Origin of the sequence: Microcoleus sp. S28C3 (genome assembly GCF_036700785.1) — a bacterium.
Taxonomy (GTDB): domain Bacteria; phylum Cyanobacteriota; class Cyanobacteriia; order Cyanobacteriales; family Microcoleaceae; genus Microcoleus; species Microcoleus asticus.
Window position 1 is genome coordinate 21,409 of record NZ_JAUBPO010000021.1, and the last position, 18,368, is coordinate 39,776.

The 18,368-nt window shown below is 46.2% G+C and carries 15 protein-coding genes; 7 read left to right on the plus strand and 8 right to left on the minus strand.

Annotation, left to right across the window (positions count from 1 at the left end):
- Positions 1-28: 28 nt before the first annotated feature.
- Both QUA13_RS08785 and QUA13_RS08790 read right to left on the minus strand, forming a co-directional pair.
- A complete protein-coding gene (locus QUA13_RS08785; RefSeq protein ID WP_333197989.1) occupies positions 29-1,960 on the minus strand; it encodes a glycosyltransferase family 39 protein in 1,932 nt (643 codons plus the stop codon).
- 313 nt (positions 1,961-2,273) lie between these two features.
- Positions 2,274-2,852 carry a hypothetical protein gene (locus QUA13_RS08790; RefSeq protein ID WP_333197990.1) on the minus strand — a complete coding sequence of 193 codons (579 nt, stop codon included), beginning with the start codon at positions 2,850-2,852 and terminating at the stop codon, positions 2,274-2,276.
- 361 nt (positions 2,853-3,213) lie between these two features.
- Between QUA13_RS08790 and QUA13_RS08795 the strand changes: the two genes are divergently transcribed.
- Both QUA13_RS08795 and QUA13_RS08800 read left to right on the plus strand, forming a co-directional pair.
- Complete coding sequence (locus QUA13_RS08795) at positions 3,214-3,546, plus strand: DUF565 domain-containing protein (protein ID WP_333192867.1); 333 nt, start codon at positions 3,214-3,216, stop codon at positions 3,544-3,546.
- 96 nt (positions 3,547-3,642) lie between these two features.
- Complete coding sequence (locus QUA13_RS08800) at positions 3,643-4,872, plus strand: glycerate kinase (protein WP_333197991.1); 1,230 nt, start codon at positions 3,643-3,645, stop codon at positions 4,870-4,872.
- Positions 4,873-5,104: 232 nt separating this feature from the next.
- Here QUA13_RS08800 and QUA13_RS08805 read toward each other — a convergent pair whose 3' ends face one another.
- Positions 5,105-5,470, minus strand: coding sequence for a hypothetical protein (locus QUA13_RS08805; RefSeq protein WP_333197992.1), 366 nt, complete (start codon positions 5,468-5,470; stop codon positions 5,105-5,107).
- A 327-nt stretch (positions 5,471-5,797) separates the two neighbouring features.
- On the opposite strand from QUA13_RS08805, the gene QUA13_RS08810 reads away from it, so the two are divergent.
- Complete coding sequence (locus QUA13_RS08810) at positions 5,798-6,325, plus strand: orange carotenoid protein N-terminal domain-containing protein (RefSeq protein ID WP_333197993.1); 528 nt, start codon at positions 5,798-5,800, stop codon at positions 6,323-6,325.
- A 458-nt stretch (positions 6,326-6,783) separates the two neighbouring features.
- On the opposite strand, the gene QUA13_RS08815 is transcribed toward QUA13_RS08810, so the two are convergent.
- Complete coding sequence (locus tag QUA13_RS08815; RefSeq protein ID WP_333197995.1) at positions 6,784-8,652, minus strand: ATP-binding protein; 1,869 nt, start codon at positions 8,650-8,652, stop codon at positions 6,784-6,786.
- A gap of 398 nt (positions 8,653-9,050) precedes the next feature.
- Between QUA13_RS08815 and QUA13_RS08820 the strand changes: the two genes are divergently transcribed.
- Positions 9,051-9,770, plus strand: a complete 720-nt coding sequence (locus QUA13_RS08820) for a response regulator (RefSeq protein WP_172190274.1) — start codon at positions 9,051-9,053, stop codon at positions 9,768-9,770.
- 485 nt (positions 9,771-10,255) lie between these two features.
- Entirely contained in the window at positions 10,256-11,908 is a 1,653-nt protein-coding gene (locus QUA13_RS08825) for an alpha-amylase family glycosyl hydrolase (RefSeq protein ID WP_333197996.1), read from the plus strand.
- A 331-nt stretch (positions 11,909-12,239) separates the two neighbouring features.
- Here the strand turns inward: QUA13_RS08825 and QUA13_RS08830 are convergent, their stop codons facing one another.
- Positions 12,240-14,888 carry an EAL domain-containing protein gene (locus tag QUA13_RS08830; RefSeq protein WP_333197998.1) on the minus strand — a complete coding sequence of 883 codons (2,649 nt, stop codon included), beginning with the start codon at positions 14,886-14,888 and terminating at the stop codon, positions 12,240-12,242.
- A 5-nt stretch (positions 14,889-14,893) separates the two neighbouring features.
- Between QUA13_RS08830 and QUA13_RS08835 the strand changes: the two genes are divergently transcribed.
- Positions 14,894-15,148 (plus strand): hypothetical protein, encoded by a 255-nt coding sequence (locus QUA13_RS08835; protein WP_333197999.1) that lies wholly within the window; start codon positions 14,894-14,896, stop codon positions 15,146-15,148.
- A 142-nt stretch (positions 15,149-15,290) separates the two neighbouring features.
- Here the strand turns inward: QUA13_RS08835 and QUA13_RS08840 are convergent, their stop codons facing one another.
- Positions 15,291-16,094, minus strand: a complete 804-nt coding sequence (locus tag QUA13_RS08840) for a DUF2267 domain-containing protein (protein ID WP_333198000.1) — start codon at positions 16,092-16,094, stop codon at positions 15,291-15,293.
- A gap of 662 nt (positions 16,095-16,756) precedes the next feature.
- On the opposite strand from QUA13_RS08840, the gene QUA13_RS08845 reads away from it, so the two are divergent.
- A complete protein-coding gene (locus QUA13_RS08845) occupies positions 16,757-17,215 on the plus strand; it encodes a response regulator (protein ID WP_333198001.1) in 459 nt (152 codons plus the stop codon).
- On the opposite strand, the gene QUA13_RS08850 is transcribed toward QUA13_RS08845, so the two are convergent.
- On the minus strand, positions 17,184-17,612 hold the full coding sequence (locus tag QUA13_RS08850; protein WP_333198002.1) for a DUF2294 domain-containing protein: 429 nt from the start codon (positions 17,610-17,612) through the stop codon (positions 17,184-17,186). The two genes, QUA13_RS08845 and QUA13_RS08850, sit on opposite strands and share 32 nt — an antisense overlap.
- A gap of 329 nt (positions 17,613-17,941) precedes the next feature.
- Positions 17,942-18,325, minus strand: coding sequence for a BON domain-containing protein (locus QUA13_RS08855; protein WP_333198003.1), 384 nt, complete (start codon positions 18,323-18,325; stop codon positions 17,942-17,944).
- Positions 18,326-18,368 lie beyond the last annotated feature (43 nt).

The following is an 18,368-nucleotide window of genomic DNA, read 5'->3' on the forward strand; positions in this document are numbered from 1 at the left end:
TAACAAGTATGAGATCGCACTATAGGCACTATCGAAATGCTGTTCTCGGAACCCTGGCGAGTTGGTAAGCGCCCCGACTGTCCAACAATTGATATTGATTTGGCTGCAATCCTAATTGCACAAATTTCTCTGGATATCCCAGCAACAATATAGAGGGAGAAGTTGGGTTTTTAGATTCCTTAATGTAGTCGATCGCCTTTGTGACAGCTCGGTAGTAAGTCACCGGCCCTTGGGTATAAAAAACCAGACTTGGTTTCCAGAAACCAACCATAATAAACTCTTCCCCTGGCAGTTTTTGTTGAACGGCAACCTGCGCTAACTGTCTCAGAGGTAACTGGCGGTTGATATCGACAACTTTGTAGGCTGGAGTAAGACCAAAGATGATAAATGCTACTAACCCGATCAGGTTAGCAACCAAAATCCAGCGCTGTTGCCGCTGCCACAGTAAAAATGCAATCGCCACGGCTGTAATTATCCAAATCGTACCGCCTACAATCAGCAATCCCGACTGCTGAATTGCTTGGGGAAAATTGGGCATAGCCGGGTCGTCTCCCAGCCAGTTGTAGCTGTAGAAAGTTGCTCCGGCTACAATTAATAAAAAGATCACATTAAAAATGTATGTAACTAACAGCCCTCGCGGTAAAGAATTCGGTTTTATTTCTAACTTTGCCCGCCTGTTTTTGGGTTCGTTGCCTGCAATAATATCGCTCCACAGCAGCGTTACCAAAATCGCAGCGGCGGGGATTAAAGGCAATACATAACTGGGCAATTTGGTCACGGCGATCGTAAAAAAGCCAAAGATGCAGCCGAACCAAAATAAGGCAAATAAACTCAACTGAGCCGATCGCGGTTGACGGCGCCAGTAACTGCGCTGCCAAAAACGGGTGCGGGCGATCGCGAGTGGCAAATAAATCGACCAAGGTGCAAAACCAACTAGCACTACAAAAAAGTAAAAATACCAAGGCGCCGAGTGCTTGTTAACTACTCCAGTAAAACGCTGGAAATTGTGATAGCCAAAAAAGCTGTCAATATAAGTTTGACCGTTGGCTAAAATAACCAAAATGTACCAAGGCAAGGCGATCGCCAGAATAATTAAGATTCCCGACACCGGACGCATTTCGCGCCAAAGTTGCCGAAAATTTCCCAAATAAAGCCCGAAGCAGCCAACAATCAGCGCTGGAACGACAATTCCCACAGGCCCCTTAGCCAGAATTGCTAAGGCAATTAGTACGTAAAAAGTCAGATACCACTTATTGGGAAATCGGGAAGCGGAAACGGTGGAAAATTCTGCTTGTTCTCTCTGTTCTTCAAGAGTGTAACCGAGAAAAAATGCGAGTAGTGCTGAACACATACAGCCGACTAATAGCATATCTGAAACGCCAGTCCGTCCCCAGGCAATAGTTTGGGGATTTAAAGCTATTAGGGCCGCACCAATCCAAGGAGTAGAAAAAAAGAGCGGAAGACGGCGAGTTTTGAGTTTTGAGTTGTTATTCTCTGTTTCTTCTTCCGGCTTCCATCGGACTTCTTCCTGCTTCCTGACATCCGTTACATCCGTTACATCCGTTACAGAATCCGTTGCCGAACTTCCTTCTTCTTTCGATTTCGATAGGGTATAAAATCCGAGGCAAGTCAGACCGATCGCGCACAAAGCCGAGGGAAGACGCACGGCCCATTCGTTAACGCCCAGAGTGCGGTAAGCCACCGCCATCAGCCAGTAAATCAACGGCGGCTTGTCAAACCTGGTTTCGCCGTTGAAATAAGGAGTGATCCAATCCCCTGTCAGCGTCATTTGACGGGCGGCTTCGGCAAACAGCGGTTCGGTTTCGTCAACTAAGCCGATGTTGCCGAGATTCCACAAAAAAGCCACCGAGGCGATCGCGCACAGCCACAACAGCGACAGCAGCTTTGGCGCGATCGGGCGATTTCTAAACTCTGACAAACTTTTAATAACTTCCTTCACCCAAACTTCCTGCGATTTTAGATTTTAAATTTTAACTCGCATAGAGAGTCTACCGAAAGATTCGCATTCTTGAAACTCCCAATTCCATCGAATCCGGTTAAACAGAGATGTTGCACCATTCTCAACAAGGCTTTTATGGGCGGGTTCTCCTGCCCACCCCACAAAAAAATTCACTCTTCGCTTCACAGGCATCTTGCCTGTTCTTTATAATGATGCCGCTATGTGAGTTTAACCTCCCATAGCGGCACCATTCTCAACAAGACCGGATCGACCGGCTTTCTCGACCAAAATCTCCGCACCTGCAGCTAAGGGTTCAAGGCTGCAAAATTAATTGCCATTCTGCGGCTGTGCTGTTCCAAGCGGGCGAGGCTGTCTCCCCGGCGACGTAAGGCCCCCAGTAGCGGCGAGAACCATCCTGAGCAAAAACAACCAAAATGTCTCCCTGTTTGATTTGTAACTTGCCCTCCGGCAGCGATAGCATCAGTCCTTTGCCGCCGCCTTCCCCGGGCGCAAAATCCCAGTGCGCGGGTTTGCCGTAGGATTTCTCGGCTTGCATTTTCGACAGCAGGGCCACTCGCACTGGGTGTTCGCTGCGGTTGCTGACACGCAGACTGCCGGTGGCATTAATATTTGCAGGGATTGAGGAAAGCAATTCCTCCTCTGACTCTGGGGGGGTTGGTATTGAGTCGGGTTTGGGCTTTTTGGCGGTCTCTGCCGAAGCTGTCGCGACTCGGGAAACGGGGGGTGTTGGGGGGAGTGCGGTGGCTGGGGAGGGCAAATCGCTCGGCCGATTTGAACCGTTGGAGATCGTGATTTCAAAACGTCCTAGAAACATTCCTGTAAATAGGAGGATCGACACTGCAATTACGATCTGGTAAATTTTAAGTTTCATAAATTTTAGGCTTAAAGGATAGACTGCACGCCCAATTAGTCATAACTATTTTTAATGTAGAACCAGGGGCTGCTGTACAACAAGATACAGTTACACTTAAGTAATTGACCGTTCTCGGCTATAATTCGGCGATCGCTCAATACCATTTTAGATGTTAAATCTTAGATTTTAGATTGGGACATACTGACCCCGGTAACGATTTGGATTTTGTCGGGAACGGCATTTTTTGACTCATCGGTATAACTTTTCATACCAGTTTTAAAACAAAATACAACTATAGACCCGCGATCCAAACCTCAATAGTCATTAGTCATTCCCAATCGAAAATCTCGAATCTCGAATCTCAAATTGTATAACTTTTATGCAGAATACCCGAATTAACAGATTGATTGATGTTCTGGGCGAGCGATTTCGAGGCTGGCTGAGCAATCCTTGGCGGCGGATTTCCCTCCTGCTAATCAGTCTGCTGTTCGGCACTTTTTTGGGAACAGCTATTTCGACGATCGCCGGACAATCTGCTGATTGGGATATTATCGCGGCGGGGCTGTTGGTGTTGTTGACGGAGTTGGCGAACTGGCTGGTTTACGGCGGCCCGCGGCCTGTAGCCCGTTCTTTTTGGGTGGAGATGCTCCATGCTCTGAAAATTGGCCTGACTTACAATTTATTTGTGGAGGCTTTCAAACTAGGCTCTTAAAAACTTTTTGAATCGGCGCGGGTTTAGGATGAAATATTTGTCAGTTGCGGATAGTATTTGTACAAAACCAGCCCCCGCCGAGAGAGTTTTGAGCTGATGAATCGATCGACTGTAACCCCTGTTGACATTTTACACCGGTGGCAAGCGGGCGTTAGCGAAGCCCGCCCCTACGGGGGCTACGCCAACGAAGAGGATCGCCCGTTAGCGAAAGCGTTGCGATCCGAAGGAAAGCCCGCGAAGAGGATTGCTCGCGACTTCGAGATCCTGGCAAGTTGGGAACTTGCGGATGATGTGCGATCGCGCGCTTTTGGCATTACTTCCGACAATGCAGCCGATGTTGTCCGCTGCAAAACCGATTTATTCTTTTCTATTCTTGACGAACTGCATACTTTGTCGCTAAAATCAACTGTTTTTCTCGAAACTTTGTGGAATCTTTGGCTGCCGCTGGCAATGCAATTATCGACTGAAAAACAAAGTTTAAACCGTCCTTTAATTCAAGGAATTTTAGGATTGCAAGGAACGGGAAAAACTACTTTATGTCAAGTTTTGAAGCTAATTCTGGGAAAATTGGGATATTCTACTGTCAGCCTTTCTTTAGACGATCTTTACAAGACTTATGCCGATCGCCAAAAACTCCAAAAAGCAGACCCGCGTCTAATTTGGCGCGGCCCCCCCGGCACTCACGATATTGACTTGGGAATCGCAGTTTTAGACAATTTGCGCCGTTCTCAAACTCCCGAATTAGCAGCAGTTGATAATCCCAAATCTGATGTCCTAAAACCGGATATAATTAAAAATATAGATATAGAAATTCCCAGGTTTGACAAATCTGCCTGTGGAGGTGCAGGAGATAGAAGTCAACCCGAAATTATTTCCGGTGCGGATATTGTACTTTTTGAAGGTTGGTTTGTCGGCGTGAATCCGGTGGTTGATGCCAAATTGAACGAGTTTTTGGCTGGTGCACCGTTTCCGATTTCCACAGAAGGCGACTGTCAGTTTGCGCGCGATATCAATGCGAAGCTGCACGACTATTTGCCGCTGTGGAACCGATTAGATCGGTTGATAGTTTTGTATCCCCAAGATTATCGCATTTCTCAAGTGTGGCGCAATCAGGCGGAACAGGAAATGATGGCGGCGGGGAAGTCGGGAATGTCAGAAGCCGAAATTCATCGGTTTGTCGAATATTTCTGGAAAGCGCTGCATCCCGAGTTATTTATTAAGTCGATGGTTGAGGAGGGCGATCGGGTGGATTTAGTAATTGAAGTTTTGAGCGATCGCACTGTGGGCAAAATTTGTCGGGCGATCGACTTAAATTTAAGCGATTAGGGAGATTTAAAATTAACGCTTTAAGGACACAACAATGTTGTGTCCCTACCCTATTGCAGCCTTAAATGACACAACATTGTTGTGTCCCTACTGTATTGCAGCTTATCATGCATTCAATTGAGAATTCAAGACTTATGAAAAAAGTGGTTTGACGCGCGAATTATAGGGGTAAGGCGCGCCACAAGCACTCTACTATACAGAGGTTTTGCATTGAGAATGGAGAATTTCTAACTTAACTGCCGGGAGTACCAAGATCGATCGCTTTGTCGATCAAATCGTCGGTAACATCGCCCGGTACACCTGCGGGATTAACTTCCTGAGCCATCGAACGAAAATCAGCGGGATTGCTGCTGGAATCAGCCGGCTTTGCGACCTCTTTAGGAGCGGGAACAGCAAATTTAGGTGCAGTTGCAGCGGCGGCAGCTTCAGCGCCGGCACCCGTGCGATCGATTTCACTAACGCTAAATTCTTTTGAAGCTTCGTAGTCTGCTGATACATTAACGGTCGGCAACTTTTGTTCTCCAGCTTCTGCGCTTTCAGCGATCTGAGCAGCATCAAAGCTTTCAGTGTTATTTGGTTCTGTATTGATTTCAGACATAGCCGACTCCTTGGTAGTTTTATTTAACAATTCACTTTATCTATCTTTACTTAAATCCAATGCTTTTTCATCTACCCGCAGATGTATCGTTGGCTTGTATCTTAAGGATGATTTATTATAGGATAGCGGCTCAACATTACATCAGTTTCAGAAAGAAATGTAACTTTAGGCAAGCTCCAAACCCATACATACTAAGCTATTCCACATTGTTTAATCTCAAATTTCAAATCTCAAATCTCAAATCGTATTACCTCTCGGGGATGGTGACTTGCACTTACAAATATTGATATTTATATATTCTGGAAGCATTTTTAAGGAATTTGATTTATGAACTCGCCCGCCGCGACCAATCCTCACTCTCTTTCCAACGACACTCAAAACATCGTTCAGACAATCAACGGGTTGGGTACAGATGAAAAACTGGCGCTTCTCTACTTTGTTTATGAAAAAATGGGAGATTCAATTACACCAGCCGCTCCCGCCGCCGCTGAACCAGAATTAGCTCCCGTGCTGCTCGATGATTTTTACAAGCTTTCTCATGACGAACAACTGAATATAATGAGAGGTATTGTCAACCGCGACAACACGCCGTATTCTCACGCTTACGGAGCTTTAACTGCTAACAATCAGTTGCTGGTTTGGTATGCTTGGGCTATTGGTATGGGGGAAAAAATTGTCGATATCCCCGAAGGATATGAGGCAACTGAGGCTGTCAATGGCGTGTTGGGTCAAATTGAAGGTCTTGAGTTTGAACAGCAAATTTCGGTGCTGCGCGACGTAGCTAATACGATGGGCTACAGTGATGTTAAACCAATTGATACTCAGGCAGAAGTAGGGAAAACTTCTAGTCTTTAGATCGGACTTGGCGGTTCAAACCGCTGCATAGAGTCAAACACAGTCTGCGGCTCGACTTAGCTTCGCCGATCGTCCTCCGCAGACTGAAGAATAAAGGAGGGATTAAAACCAGATTTTCTATAATTAGCGGGCATAAATAAACCTCATTATGTCCGCAGGTATGTATACTAAATCCGGTTTTAATACTTGCTTTTTTTATTTGCATGGCTGTAGTATGTCATTGCCAGCGATCGCGATTGCTTGGCTATCTCTCGCAGCAATTACATCACTCTTGAGGTCACAAATCTGCTGTAAATATAGTACCAGTTTAAAAAAGTCTTGCTACACTCATCAATCTTATAGCAATTATTAAAAGTCGCAGAACCCCGCGATCGGCTTAAGGCTTGCCGTTTCCCTACAGCGGCTCGCGTAGAATATATAGCCCTATTTTTGAGAATTAGTATAAAAAATGTTTGCAGTCATGGCTGGAGTTTATTAGGGTTAGTAGTTCGCGGAAATTCTATCCGAAATGTCGAACCTTTTTTGGGTTGGCTTTCGACCGTAATTGTGCCGTTCATCATTTTGACTAAAGAAGCACTAATGGCTAGTCCTAAACCGGTGCCTGGATATTGGCGGGTTGTGCTTTGGTCGGCTTGATGGAATTTGTCGAAAATTTCCGGCAGTTCGGTTTCACCGATGCCGATTCCTGTATCCCGAACGGTGATACTTAGCCGATCGCCATTTAATTCCCGCGCCTCAATCCAAATACTGCCCCGATGGGTGAATTTAACCGCGTTGGAAATGAGATTGACCAACACTTGTCGCAGACGCCACTTGTCATTAACTATAAGCTGATTCTGCAAGCACACGCTGACAAACATTGCCACATTCTTTTCGGTGGCTTGATTTCCGAATTCCAGGGCGACATCGATTACTAAATGCCCTAAATCAAATTCTTCAGTTTCTAATTCTGTGCTGCCGCTCTCGATTTTGGAGAGGTCGAGGATATCTTTAATCAGCACTAGCAGGTTTTGGCCATTATCTAAAATGCGCCCCACCATCTCTGCTTGCTTGGGGGTCAGCAATTGTTTGTGCTGGCGCAGCAGCAATTGGGAAAAGCCGATAATCCCATTCATGGGAGTTAGCAATTCGTGGGACACGGTGCCCAAAAATTGCGATTTTAACTTGGCTGCTTCTAGCAGTTGCAATTTTTGCTGTTGAATGAGCCGACCCTGATTTTCCAGTTCTTCCTGCTGGCGAATTAGCAGCTCGTTTTGCAACTCTAAAAGCTGTTCCTGCTTTTTTAATTTTTCGATCGCCCGCGCGCTGTTAATTGCCATCGCAGCTTGTTTTCCCATAACCGCCAGCAGTTGCTGAGTTTCCCTGTCAATCGCCGTGCTGTCTTTCCCGTTGCCGATCGCCAACACGCCCAAACGCCCGGTTTCCCCCGACTCGATCGCCGCTGCACAGGCCGCCGCCGGCAGCCAGCCGTCGCACTCCGAGCGCCACAGTAGAGACTCTCCCGTCGCAAATGCTTTCCACAGCAGCTTGTTTTGCACGTGCGGAATTTTGCCCGCACGTGCAAAGTTTTCCACGCCCCCGACAGCCCTGAGTTTCAGGCCGTTGGAATCGCTCTCCGGGAGGGCAACCAGGCAAAATTCAGCTCCGGCAATCGCCTCTACAGTCGCGTCCGCGATCGCTTGCAACAACTGGCACAAGTTACCCGCGCGCTGGCTCAACAGATTTGTAAATCTCTCGATCGCCCGCAAATCTTGCCTAGCGTCCATTAGCGTCTGGGCTTGGTACAAATTTTCTGCTCTGAAGTTAGCTTCCGAGCGCGCTTGATGGCGCCAAAATTCTGGTTCTGCTTGCGGCTCGGCTTGAGTTTGTTCGATCGCTTCCATATCTCTGTAGGTTCCCACCCACTCCACAAATTCCTGATTTTCTGGGTTAGCGGGCGCTCCTCTGGCCAGGTTCCAGCGGTAAGTGCCCTCTCGCGTTTGCAGGCGAAATAGAATTTCGTAACTTTCCGGCGGGAACTCAGAAGTGCGCGCTCGCGCCAACAGACGAGCGCGGTCTTCAGGGTGAACGCGCGCTAAATAGCCGAAACCCAAAGCTACTGCTGCTGGTACCCCCGTGTACTCCTCCCAGCGCTGACCTAAATAAGTCGCCCAGCCGTTGGCATTTGCTTTCCAAACAATGTCAGGAATTGCCTGTAACAGGCGATCGTCCTGAGTTTCGCTGTCGCCAACTTGCTGTAAAGGAGAGATTATATCAGATACTTCCTGTAATATTTCCGCGCCGGAAAACTCCGAGCGAAAAAAGTTATTGCCGTGAGAGTGACTCATAAGAGGTTTTATCAATAAGCATTGAACTTGAGCCCTAACAACGGCTAAAGACTCATGCTGCTAGCTTTATTGATTTTGACGGCCCAAGTGCATCAAAATTTTTTATACTTTAAATCTATCTGGGTAGTGGTATCTTTACCTCTATCAAGGGGCGGACAATGGCATTATTCAGTTAAACTATAAAAACATTGAGAGCTTACCTGTCCCGATCGGACTCGTGCAGGCGATCGCCGCAAAATAACTTGAAACTTAACTTGCTTTCTTGGCGGCTGGATGAGTATGCTTAAAAATGATGTGCGGCCTGTCAAACCCTAAATCCGGACACCTTCTCAAATTTGCTCAGTTAGGCTGAGTCAATTGACGATATTTTTAAAGTTTAGCGGACTATTGGAAAAAAGATGAGTAAAATTCGCGTTGCTTTGATAGAAGACCACGACCTGACAAGAGTCGGCATCCGCACAGCTTTACAACAGCGTGACACGATAGAAGTTGTCGGGGATGCCGCTAACGCTACGGAGGGATTGAAACTGCTTCAGTCTTCAAAACCTGACGTGGCAATTGTAGACATTGGCTTGCCGGATTTTGACGGTATTGAATTGACACAAAAGTTTAAAAAATCGGTAGCCGAGTCCGATCCGGATACCAAAATTTTGATTCTGACTTTTCAGGACAATGAAGAAGAAGTTCTGGCAGCTTTTGCCGCCGGAGCTGACTCTTACTGCATGAAAGATATCAGCTTCGATCAGTTGTTGGATGTAGTAAAAGTAACTCACGAAGGTAACTCTTGGATAGATCCGGCGATCGCCCGCATCGTCCTGAAACAAGCTCGCACTAAGGAGTCAGCGCCGGAAGAACCGAAGGCTGAGGGCAAAAGAGTCACAATTAAGGCTGCCGAACCCGAGTTCAGTCACATTATTGAGACTTACCCTTTAACCGAGCGGGAATTAGAGGTTTTGGAACTGATCGTGCAGGGTTACAGCAATGCTGCAATCGCCGAAAAACTGTACATTACTGTCGGTACAGTCAAGACTCACGTCCGCAATATTCTGAACAAGCTGTGCGCTGATGACCGCACTCAAGCAGCCGTTCTCGCCCTGCGTTCTGGCTTGGTTGGATGAAGCCTTATCATCAGGCAAAATCAAGTTAAAAGTAGGGTGCGCAGTGCGCACCTTACTGCCGAAAATGTAGGAGGCGCACGGAGCACCGGCTGACTAATTGTTGCCGAAAAAGTAAGGTGCGCCCGGAATAGCGATAGGCGAATTGCTTCCTGTTAAAAAAGGCTATCATTTCAAATTGCATCTATCCCAGTGCAGATATTTTAAATAATATTTGTATTAAGTAAATATACCTTGAGATAGATGCGAAATAATTGTCAGTTTAGTATTAGTTATTATCGAGTAATAACAAGTTAGATACATTCCGATCGCACTGCCGATATTGCGCAATTTCACTTCATAAAATGCAGTGGCAGAGGCCAGATTACCATACTTTTAGGAATAGTTAAGCCTTAAAGAAATTATATCCGCAGAGCGATGCAGAGTTCGCTTAAATTTGCAAAATTAAAAGTATCAACTGCTACTGAAATATTTTAGAAAGAGGTATTATGGCCGCTCCAATTGAATTCAAGTTATTTGCTCCTTACAACAAAGGAGCTACCTTGATTGGCTCTTTTTCTAATTGGGAAGACATCCCGATGGAAAAGGACGAAGAAGGTTATTTTCGCACGCGAGTTGAGTTGGAGGATGGCGTTTATCAATACAAATTCCGCGTTCAGTCGAAAAGCTGGTTTCTAGAAGCCGATCAGTGGGTAGATGTGGTCGATCCCTACGCGACTGACATCGACGATCCCACTCAAAACGGCATTGTTAGGATCAAAGACGGCGATCGCATTGTCGATACCTACGTCTGGAAACACGACGACAAACCGCTGCCGGCCGATCGGGAATTAGTGATTTACGAAATGCACGTTGCCGACTTTTCCGGCGGTGAAGCCGATCCCCTGGCCCGCGGCAAGTACAAGCACGTCGTCGAAAAACTCGATTACCTAGTCGAACTCGGCATCAACGCGATCGAACTCATGCCCCTCAAAGAATACCCAGGCGACTACAGTTGGGGCTACAACCCCCGCTACTTCTTCGCTGCCGAGTCCAGCTACGGAACCACAGAAGAACTCAAAAACCTGATAGACGAGTGTCACGGGCGCGGCATTCGCGTCATCATGGACGGGATTTACAACCACTCGGAAGCGTCGAGCCCCCTCACTCAAATCGATCACGATTATTGGTACCACCACGAACCCCGCGATCCTGACAACAATTGGGGCCCGGAATTTAACTACGAATTCTACGACGAAAACTTAGGAACTTTCCCCGCGCGCAGATTTGCTGGCGATACAGTCCGCTTCTGGATTCAAGAATATCATCTCGACGGCATTCGTTTCGACGCAGCGCGACAAATTGCCAACTACGATTTCATGCACTGGGTCGTTCAAGAAGCCAAAAATGCCGCCGGCCCCAAACCGTTTTACACCGTTGCCGAATACATTCCCGACGAACCCAGCATCACAAATCTAGACGGGCCGATGGACGGCTGCTGGCACGACAGTTTCTATCACTCCATAATTCCACAACTCTGCGGGGACAATTTTGATTTAGAACGGCTCAAAGAGGTAATTGACTGCAAGCGGCAAGGTTACTTGGGTGCTACGAATGTAGTGAATTATCTGAGCAATCACGACCACGATCGCGTTTTTGCCGAATTGGGCGATCGCGGGATTTTGGATGAAGCAGCATTCAAGCGGGCTAAGTTGGGAACGGTGGTGTTAATGACAGCAGTTGGCGTGCCGCTGATTTGGATGGGCGAAGAATTTGGCGAATACAAAGCCAAAACAATCGAGCAATCTAAAATTGACTGGACGCTGCTAGGAAATGACATGAATAAAGGTTTGTGGGAATACTACAAAGGCTTGATTCACCTGCGCAAAAATAACCAAGCACTTTACACAGAAAACATCGAGTTTTTCCACGAAGACCCCGACTCGAAAGTTTTTGCTTACGCTCGCTGGAACGATGAAGGTTCGAGAGTTGTAGTAGTGGTGAATTGGTCGGAAAATTATCTAGCTGGTTACAGCGTTCCCCACTTCCCGGAAAACGGAACTTGGCACGAATGGACGGGGAATTATGATATTGAATCGGGCGATAACAATCTTATAATCGACTTGCCGGAATACGAAGCAAAAGTGTTTGTTTGGCAGTAAGCTGTCCGACCTCGAAAGCACTGATTCGCCCTTCAAAAATATGATGACTAAAGTCCTAACTACCAACCTTCAAAAAACTGTTTGTAGTAAGGACTTTAGTTTTTTCTTAATTCGCCTAAACTCCGAGCCCGGATGTCCTCACTACAAACTTATAAGGGTTATTTGACAGCTTTTTATCTATAGCAACCGCCAAGACGGTCAGGACATTTTTAATCGCTGAAACCATTGCTATTACTGCTTCTTCCTTCTTCCTTCTTCCTTCTTCCTTCTTCCTTCTTCCTTCTTCCTTCTTCCTTCTTCCTTCTTCCTTCTTCCTTCCGCTTCCTGATTGTTAATTTAAACTACTTATTTTCCCAGCAGGTTGATTTTCTCGGCACAATTGGGTTATAGCCTCCGCCGGTATTGGTTTGCTAAAGAAGTAACCCTGGCCCATATTGCACTGATGCGACTGCAAAAAAGCCAACTGTTCTGCTGTTTCTACTCCCTCAGCAATCACCTGTAAATTCAGGCCCTGTCCCAAGGCGATCGCCAGTTTCACAATAGTAGCACCGCTGCTGCCGTTCACCAAATCAGCCACGAAGGATTTGTCTATTTTTAAATTATTAAGCGGAAAGTTTTTCAGAGACCACAGCGAAGAATAACCAGTGCCAAAATCGTCCAGAGAAATTTGAATTCCCATTTCCTGCAACTGCTGCAATACCGACACCGTTACATTCACATCTGTCATGGCAACGCTTTCGGTAATTTCTATTTCTAAATACTCGTGATTTAACTTGGTTTCTGATAAAATTTCAGCGATGGTTTTTACCGTGTTAGCTTGCAGAAACTGCCTGCCTGATAAATTCACAGCTATCCGCATCGGTGGCAATCCCAGTAACTGCCACGCTCGATTTTGCAAGCAAGCAGTCCGCATCACCCATTCGTCAATTTGGCAGATTAATCCTGTTTCCTCAGCTAAGGGAATAAATCGATCGGGAGAAATCAAACCGCGTTCGGGATGCTGCCAGCGAATCAGAGCTTCCATGCCGACTATTTGGCGAGTATTTAAGTTTATTTGCGGTTGATAGTGCAGCACAAACTCGGATTTTTTCAGAGCTTTGTAAAGATGATTTTCTAAGTTAAGATCCTCGGAGACTTTACTGCCGATCGCCCGCGTGTAAAACTGATAATTATTCCGACCTTTCTGTTTAGCTTTGTACATCGCAGCATCAGCATTTTTCAGCAACGTTTCTGCATCTTCTCCGTCGTAAGGAGCCAAAGCAATTCCCAAGCTAGCCTTAGTATAAAGTTCTAGACCCTCAAAATCAAAAGGACTGCTTAAACTCTGGATAATTAGCTGGCAAATCTTTGTTGCTTCCTCACGGCTGTTGAGATTGTACAGCAGCACAGTAAATTCATCCCCGCCCCAACGGGCAATAGAATCTCCCGCGCGCAAACAGTTACTCAAACGCCGAGATACACTTTGCAGCAACAAATCGCCCACTGGGTGTCCGAGAGTATCGTTAACATTTTTAAATCTATCCAAATCTAGAAAGATCACCCCCAGCATTTCGGCGTTTTGGTGAGCGCTAGCTAAAGCTAAAGACAGCCTTTCATTAAACAGCAATCTATTAGGTAAACCGGTTAATGAGTCGTGAGAAGCTTGATGTCGGATCATCGCCTCGACGCGCCTCTGCATTGCAGCCATGTACAGGTGAGTTCCTAAAGCTTTTGCTAGCTTCTGTTCCTCGCTGCTCCACGGTTGAGTTTCGCCGGTTTTGATTTCTTTCCAAGCTGCAAAGGACTGTCGGGGACGATCGGTTCGGGCGTCGGCACTGCAACGGCCCGCCCACATAATTTCGGTTTCTATAGGGCTGCGAAAAATGGTGAGACAGCCGATGCACTGTTGGCCGTATTGCAGCGGTACTGCCAAAAACGATCGAATGGAAGCTTCGAGAAAATTAGCAGATAAAGATTTGATTTGAGGTTCTTTAGAAATATCGGAAATCGCGTACAAGTGGGGTACGATTAAACTAGAAATATTTTTGTCAATTGAACTGTAATGCTGGGAATATATATTTTGAAAATAACCTAATTGGCTGGTATCAGGAGTTTTTGCTCGATCGTCTTGGTTGGCCAACCCCATAATCTGCTGCCAAAACGGGCTGAGTTCAAGGTCGATGTCCCGGGGCTGCTGACCGCAGGTATAAAGTAAAGCCGGCCGATCGCCAAACTCGGCTGCAATGTACAGTCGCCCTCCCGAACCATGCAAATGGTTGACAGTTTGTTCGAGAACTGCTTGCCGAATTTCGGTTAGTTCTAGAGGAGAGTGCAGCAAACTGGTAATTTGGTTGACAACGGCTTCGTCGCGCGCTTGCTGTCGAGCTTGACTGAGCAGAAAGGATTGGGCGATCGCAATTGAAAGTTGATCCACAAGCAACTGCACCATTTTCAATTCTCGATCGCTAAACCGTTTCGGTTGGCTGTGGTGAGAAACCAACAGCCCCCAAAGCTGATTTTGATGCAAAATCGGCACCGTCAGAGAAGAACGTGCCCCCATAGCCTTCAGATATTCAGCGTGACAGGGGTCTACAGGACGATAGCTAATATCTTCAACTGCTAAAGTTTTGCCAGTTTCGAGAGAATCTAAGCGATTAATTATTTGATGCTTCAATTCCACATCTACAATCACTCGCTGCCGCGCTTTGAGAAACATTTCCCGGGCACTATTGGGAATGTCGCCTGGTGGAAAGCGCAAACCCAGCAGAGATGACAAGTTTTCGCCGTTGATGGACTCAGCAATGACCTCACCGCTACCGTCGGACTCAAAGCGATAAATTTTAACCCGATCGCTCGCTAAAAAGCTGCGGATTTCTCGGGTGGTTGTCATCAAAATCTCTTGCAGTTCTAAAGAATTGCGGATGCGATTGGTAATTCGATTCAGTAAAATCTCTTGTTCTAAAGCCGATTGCAACATTTGTCTAACTTTTGTGCGGGGCATCTGTTTTGAGCTCCAAAGCTGTTGACAGCATCTTTGCGAGCCACAGTCTTTACTCGCCCTGTATTATAGAATACAACACTTTTGCGACATCTATTCGATTTAGCCAACCCGGGAGCCAGCAACTTGGTTTGTGGGGATATTTCTGGTTTCCCGACAAATTTCGCCTAGAAACCGCGTTTCTCAGAGCAGTTAGAGGAGAAAGACTCAGCGATCGCACAAGTAGTAAAGACGAAAGCTCGATCGAGTTAGATCGGGACTGAAGTCCTGACTGCAAAATACTTTCAGAATTACAAGGCAACAGATATAGAGAAACCGGGTTGACGTAACAGCATTCTGGCTCAAAAGCGCAGAATACTGGTTCGTCAACCCGGCGTGTAAGTATTTATACTGTGAAATATTGCGTTAAGCCGACTGCCAAATGTCCCGAATTCTGTCCGGCAAAAAGCCCGCTATTTCCTGAATTCGCTCCTCGGACAGCTCATCCTTCGTTGCGGAAAATACAGCCGCGATCGCAGTTTCCGGTTTTACTCCTGAAGGAAGTGCGCCTTCTAGTTCCACCCTCCGTGCAAACAAATTGCCATCGATCCCCGCAGGTGCAGGCGGGCCGGTCAAAGGCTGACGTATCCGGCTCAGCAATCCCACCAGCGGATTGGTATCTTTCCAGAGGTCTGCTATTTCTTGTTGCAGGGTTTTGTCATCCGTAGGCAAAACTTCTTTGTGCAATTCAGATTCCACGTGCTCGATGGCGTCTTTTGTCATCACGTCGCGCATCACCCGGTACACTACTTCGGTAATGTCGCGGGCATCAAAAATATCCTCCAAGTGACCTTTTACCAACACTTTTTCCAAAAACGGCATATCCTTTGAAGCGATAGGAACTGCCGCTCCTTCCTGGTGGAGCGACTTCGGAGGATTTGTCTCCATTTTCTGTAACAGTTTGCGGCCTTTTTCTGTTAAATCAGCTTCTTGAAATGCCACTAAAGGAGGCAATAACTCAGTTCCTCCGTAAGGCTCTCCACTAAACTCCGCTTTGATAAATTCCCTTTGGTTGAGGTAGTCCAAATGACCGAGCAATTCCGCTTCCGCCACCTCGTGACCGACATATTCTTCGGCTGCGTTCCTAATTTCCGACTCTCCCTTGCCGTTTCCGCTGCCAATCTTTTTGAGCAAAATGTAAGTCAGGTCTTCTCTGATTGGAATTGTCATTTAAACCTCCTAGTTAATATCCGGTAAAGCTCAAGTAAAAACTGAATTTTTTTACTTGCTAAAAATGTGATGATTACTACCTAAAAATATTGAACTCTAAACTAGAGTAATAAGTATCTCTCAGCAGGTGGAAGTTGTGAAAATTAAGTGTCCGCTAGAATCTTCCTCTAGGTAGATCCATGTAGGGGAACCCAGGTTTAATGTTGTGAGTATCCTGAAAAGCTGCCGCCACTCTTCAATGCTATTAAGCTAGGATGCTTTATTGGTAATGTTTTCCGTATTTATTGCGTGTTGTTACCAAGGCTGACTTACCTATAGCGCCTAAGTTGGTAATTGCGGCTGGGGTAGGTACAATTAAGCAGATGCTCTGGGCTCGATCGACTGCAGCGGTCTTTGCCCCAGCTTGTAGCTATATTGTACAATCTGGTTAGACCGAAAACTGGCCATCGAGAGCTACAAATACGAGCCAATCTGTTTCAAGTGCCCGAGCGCCACTTGAGGAATGCCTCCGGTAAAAAAAACGCTAGTTTTTTTATCGTTTTCGATCGTTTTTCGATCGTTTTTCGATCGTTTTTCGATCGTTTTTCGATCGTTTTTCGATCGTTTTTCGATCGTTTTTCGCTCGTTTTTGGTCGTTTTTGGTCGTTTTTAGCTAGGCATTTATGAACTACCCTGCTTGGAAGAATAATTTGGAATCCTCATTTTTAGATAGCGACGCATCGGCGGTTGACAAGCGTCCTTTAGTGTTGGCTGTAGACGACAATCACGACAACTTAGAGCTGCTGACACAAATACTCGATTTATTCGGCTGCGATTGCATGGCAGCCGGAGACGGCTACGAAGCTCTTTCAGCAGCAGTCGATCGACCTCCCGACCTAATCGTACTCGACATTTGCCTGCCGGATATAGACGGTATAGAAGTAGTAAAGCGCCTCCAAGAAAACCCGGAGCTCAGACATATTCCGGTTGTGGCTGTCACAGCACTAGCAAAAGCAGAAGACCGCGATCGGATTCTCCAAGCCGGCTGTGTTGAATACATTTCTAAACCTTTTAACATCAAGGATTTAGAAAAAATTATCCACCAGCACATCAACTCTCCGACGTTAATGGTGGAGTTTTAGGTTGAGTTTTAGACTGGGAACTAGAATCGCGAACTTTAGGTGCAGACTCCAAAATTGCGATCGTTCCGGTGCGGCCGGTCTCCAAGGTCGCATCGCTGAGCAAATCAGTTACTGCCACACCCAAAACCTCTTTGATTAAGTCTTTCAGTTGCCCTTCAAGGACTGATTCTAATTGCGTTCGCACCTGCCCAGCCAAATCTTGCTGACCGTTCTCAGCCAGCAGTTTTTCTGGTTTAGTAACCCCATTTTCCATAATAATTATCAATTTATTATCCAAAAGATGGCATAGCGGTTGACTCGTTTGTTGTCCGAGTTGAGAACGGTACAAAGCTTGAATCCTCTGCGAAAGACTCCGTTCTAATTTCCCGCGAGTAGGTTCTAAGGTTTCGCCGGTCATATTTTTTAATTAAAAAAAGATCGCTCAAAAACACACTTATTGAAAAAGGAAGTTCGGCAACGAGCAATGTACGCGAGGTAAAGGAGGGAAGAAGTCAGAAGTAATATAATATCTTAGGTTTCAGCAATGAAAAACGTCCTCATCGTCAGGACGATTGCTAAGCCCAGGCGCGGCGCATCTAAATTTTACAGTCAAGTTAGATGAAATTATTGTGGGGTATCTCGCCCGCCCGAAAAATACAGCGCAAGATGCAGAACAGCTTATAACAGTTAACAGTTAAATGGTAACTGTTAACTGTTAACTGTTAAATGTTAGCAACAACTGTCGCGCTAGCCTACAGTAACTTGATTAGTTTCCACCCCAGTTGCACCCTTGACACCTTTAGCAATTGTTACCAGCTTGGTGACAATTGCCTGATCGGGAACTGTACCTTTGAGAACCACCGTAGAGCCGTGTTGAGCCACATAAACAGTCTCAATATCTGCAACATCTGGATTTGCATCAAAAGCCTGAGCCACCCGTTTAGCTAAACCGCTTTCATCGTATTCTCCATTCAATCCCATGCGTTCCGCCGGAACTGTCTGAGCGCTCGCAGCAGGTTGAGCTTGAGCTTGAGCTTGAGCTTCAGCTACAGGTGCTTGGTAAGCAGGAGCGTCAACAGTTTCTTGATTTTCAAGTTTTTCTAAACCAAACAATCTTTTTAGCCAACCCATAGAGTTTGTCCTCCCACAAAGTTTGTGTTAATTGACGTGTTAA

Coding starts and splice junctions, on each gene's coding strand:
- QUA13_RS08790 (WP_333197990.1), bottom strand. CDS start 2,852: ATGAAACTTAAAATTTACCAGATCGTAATTGCAGTGTCGATCCTCCTA.
- QUA13_RS08795 (WP_333192867.1), top strand. CDS start 3,214: ATGCAGAATACCCGAATTAACAGATTGATTGATGTTCTGGGCGAGCGA.
- QUA13_RS08800 (WP_333197991.1), top strand. CDS start 3,643: ATGAATCGATCGACTGTAACCCCTGTTGACATTTTACACCGGTGGCAA.
- QUA13_RS08805 (WP_333197992.1), bottom strand. CDS start 5,470: ATGTCTGAAATCAATACAGAACCAAATAACACTGAAAGCTTTGATGCT.
- QUA13_RS08810 (WP_333197993.1), top strand. CDS start 5,798: ATGAACTCGCCCGCCGCGACCAATCCTCACTCTCTTTCCAACGACACT.
- QUA13_RS08815 (WP_333197995.1), bottom strand. CDS start 8,652: ATGAGTCACTCTCACGGCAATAACTTTTTTCGCTCGGAGTTTTCCGGC.
- QUA13_RS08820 (WP_172190274.1), top strand. CDS start 9,051: ATGAGTAAAATTCGCGTTGCTTTGATAGAAGACCACGACCTGACAAGA.
- QUA13_RS08825 (WP_333197996.1), top strand. CDS start 10,256: ATGGCCGCTCCAATTGAATTCAAGTTATTTGCTCCTTACAACAAAGGA.
- QUA13_RS08830 (WP_333197998.1), bottom strand. CDS start 14,888: ATGCCCCGCACAAAAGTTAGACAAATGTTGCAATCGGCTTTAGAACAA.
- QUA13_RS08840 (WP_333198000.1), bottom strand. CDS start 16,094: ATGACAATTCCAATCAGAGAAGACCTGACTTACATTTTGCTCAAAAAG.
- QUA13_RS08845 (WP_333198001.1), top strand. CDS start 16,757: ATGAACTACCCTGCTTGGAAGAATAATTTGGAATCCTCATTTTTAGAT.
- QUA13_RS08850 (WP_333198002.1), bottom strand. CDS start 17,612: ATGACCGGCGAAACCTTAGAACCTACTCGCGGGAAATTAGAACGGAGT.
- QUA13_RS08855 (WP_333198003.1), bottom strand. CDS start 18,325: ATGGGTTGGCTAAAAAGATTGTTTGGTTTAGAAAAACTTGAAAATCAA.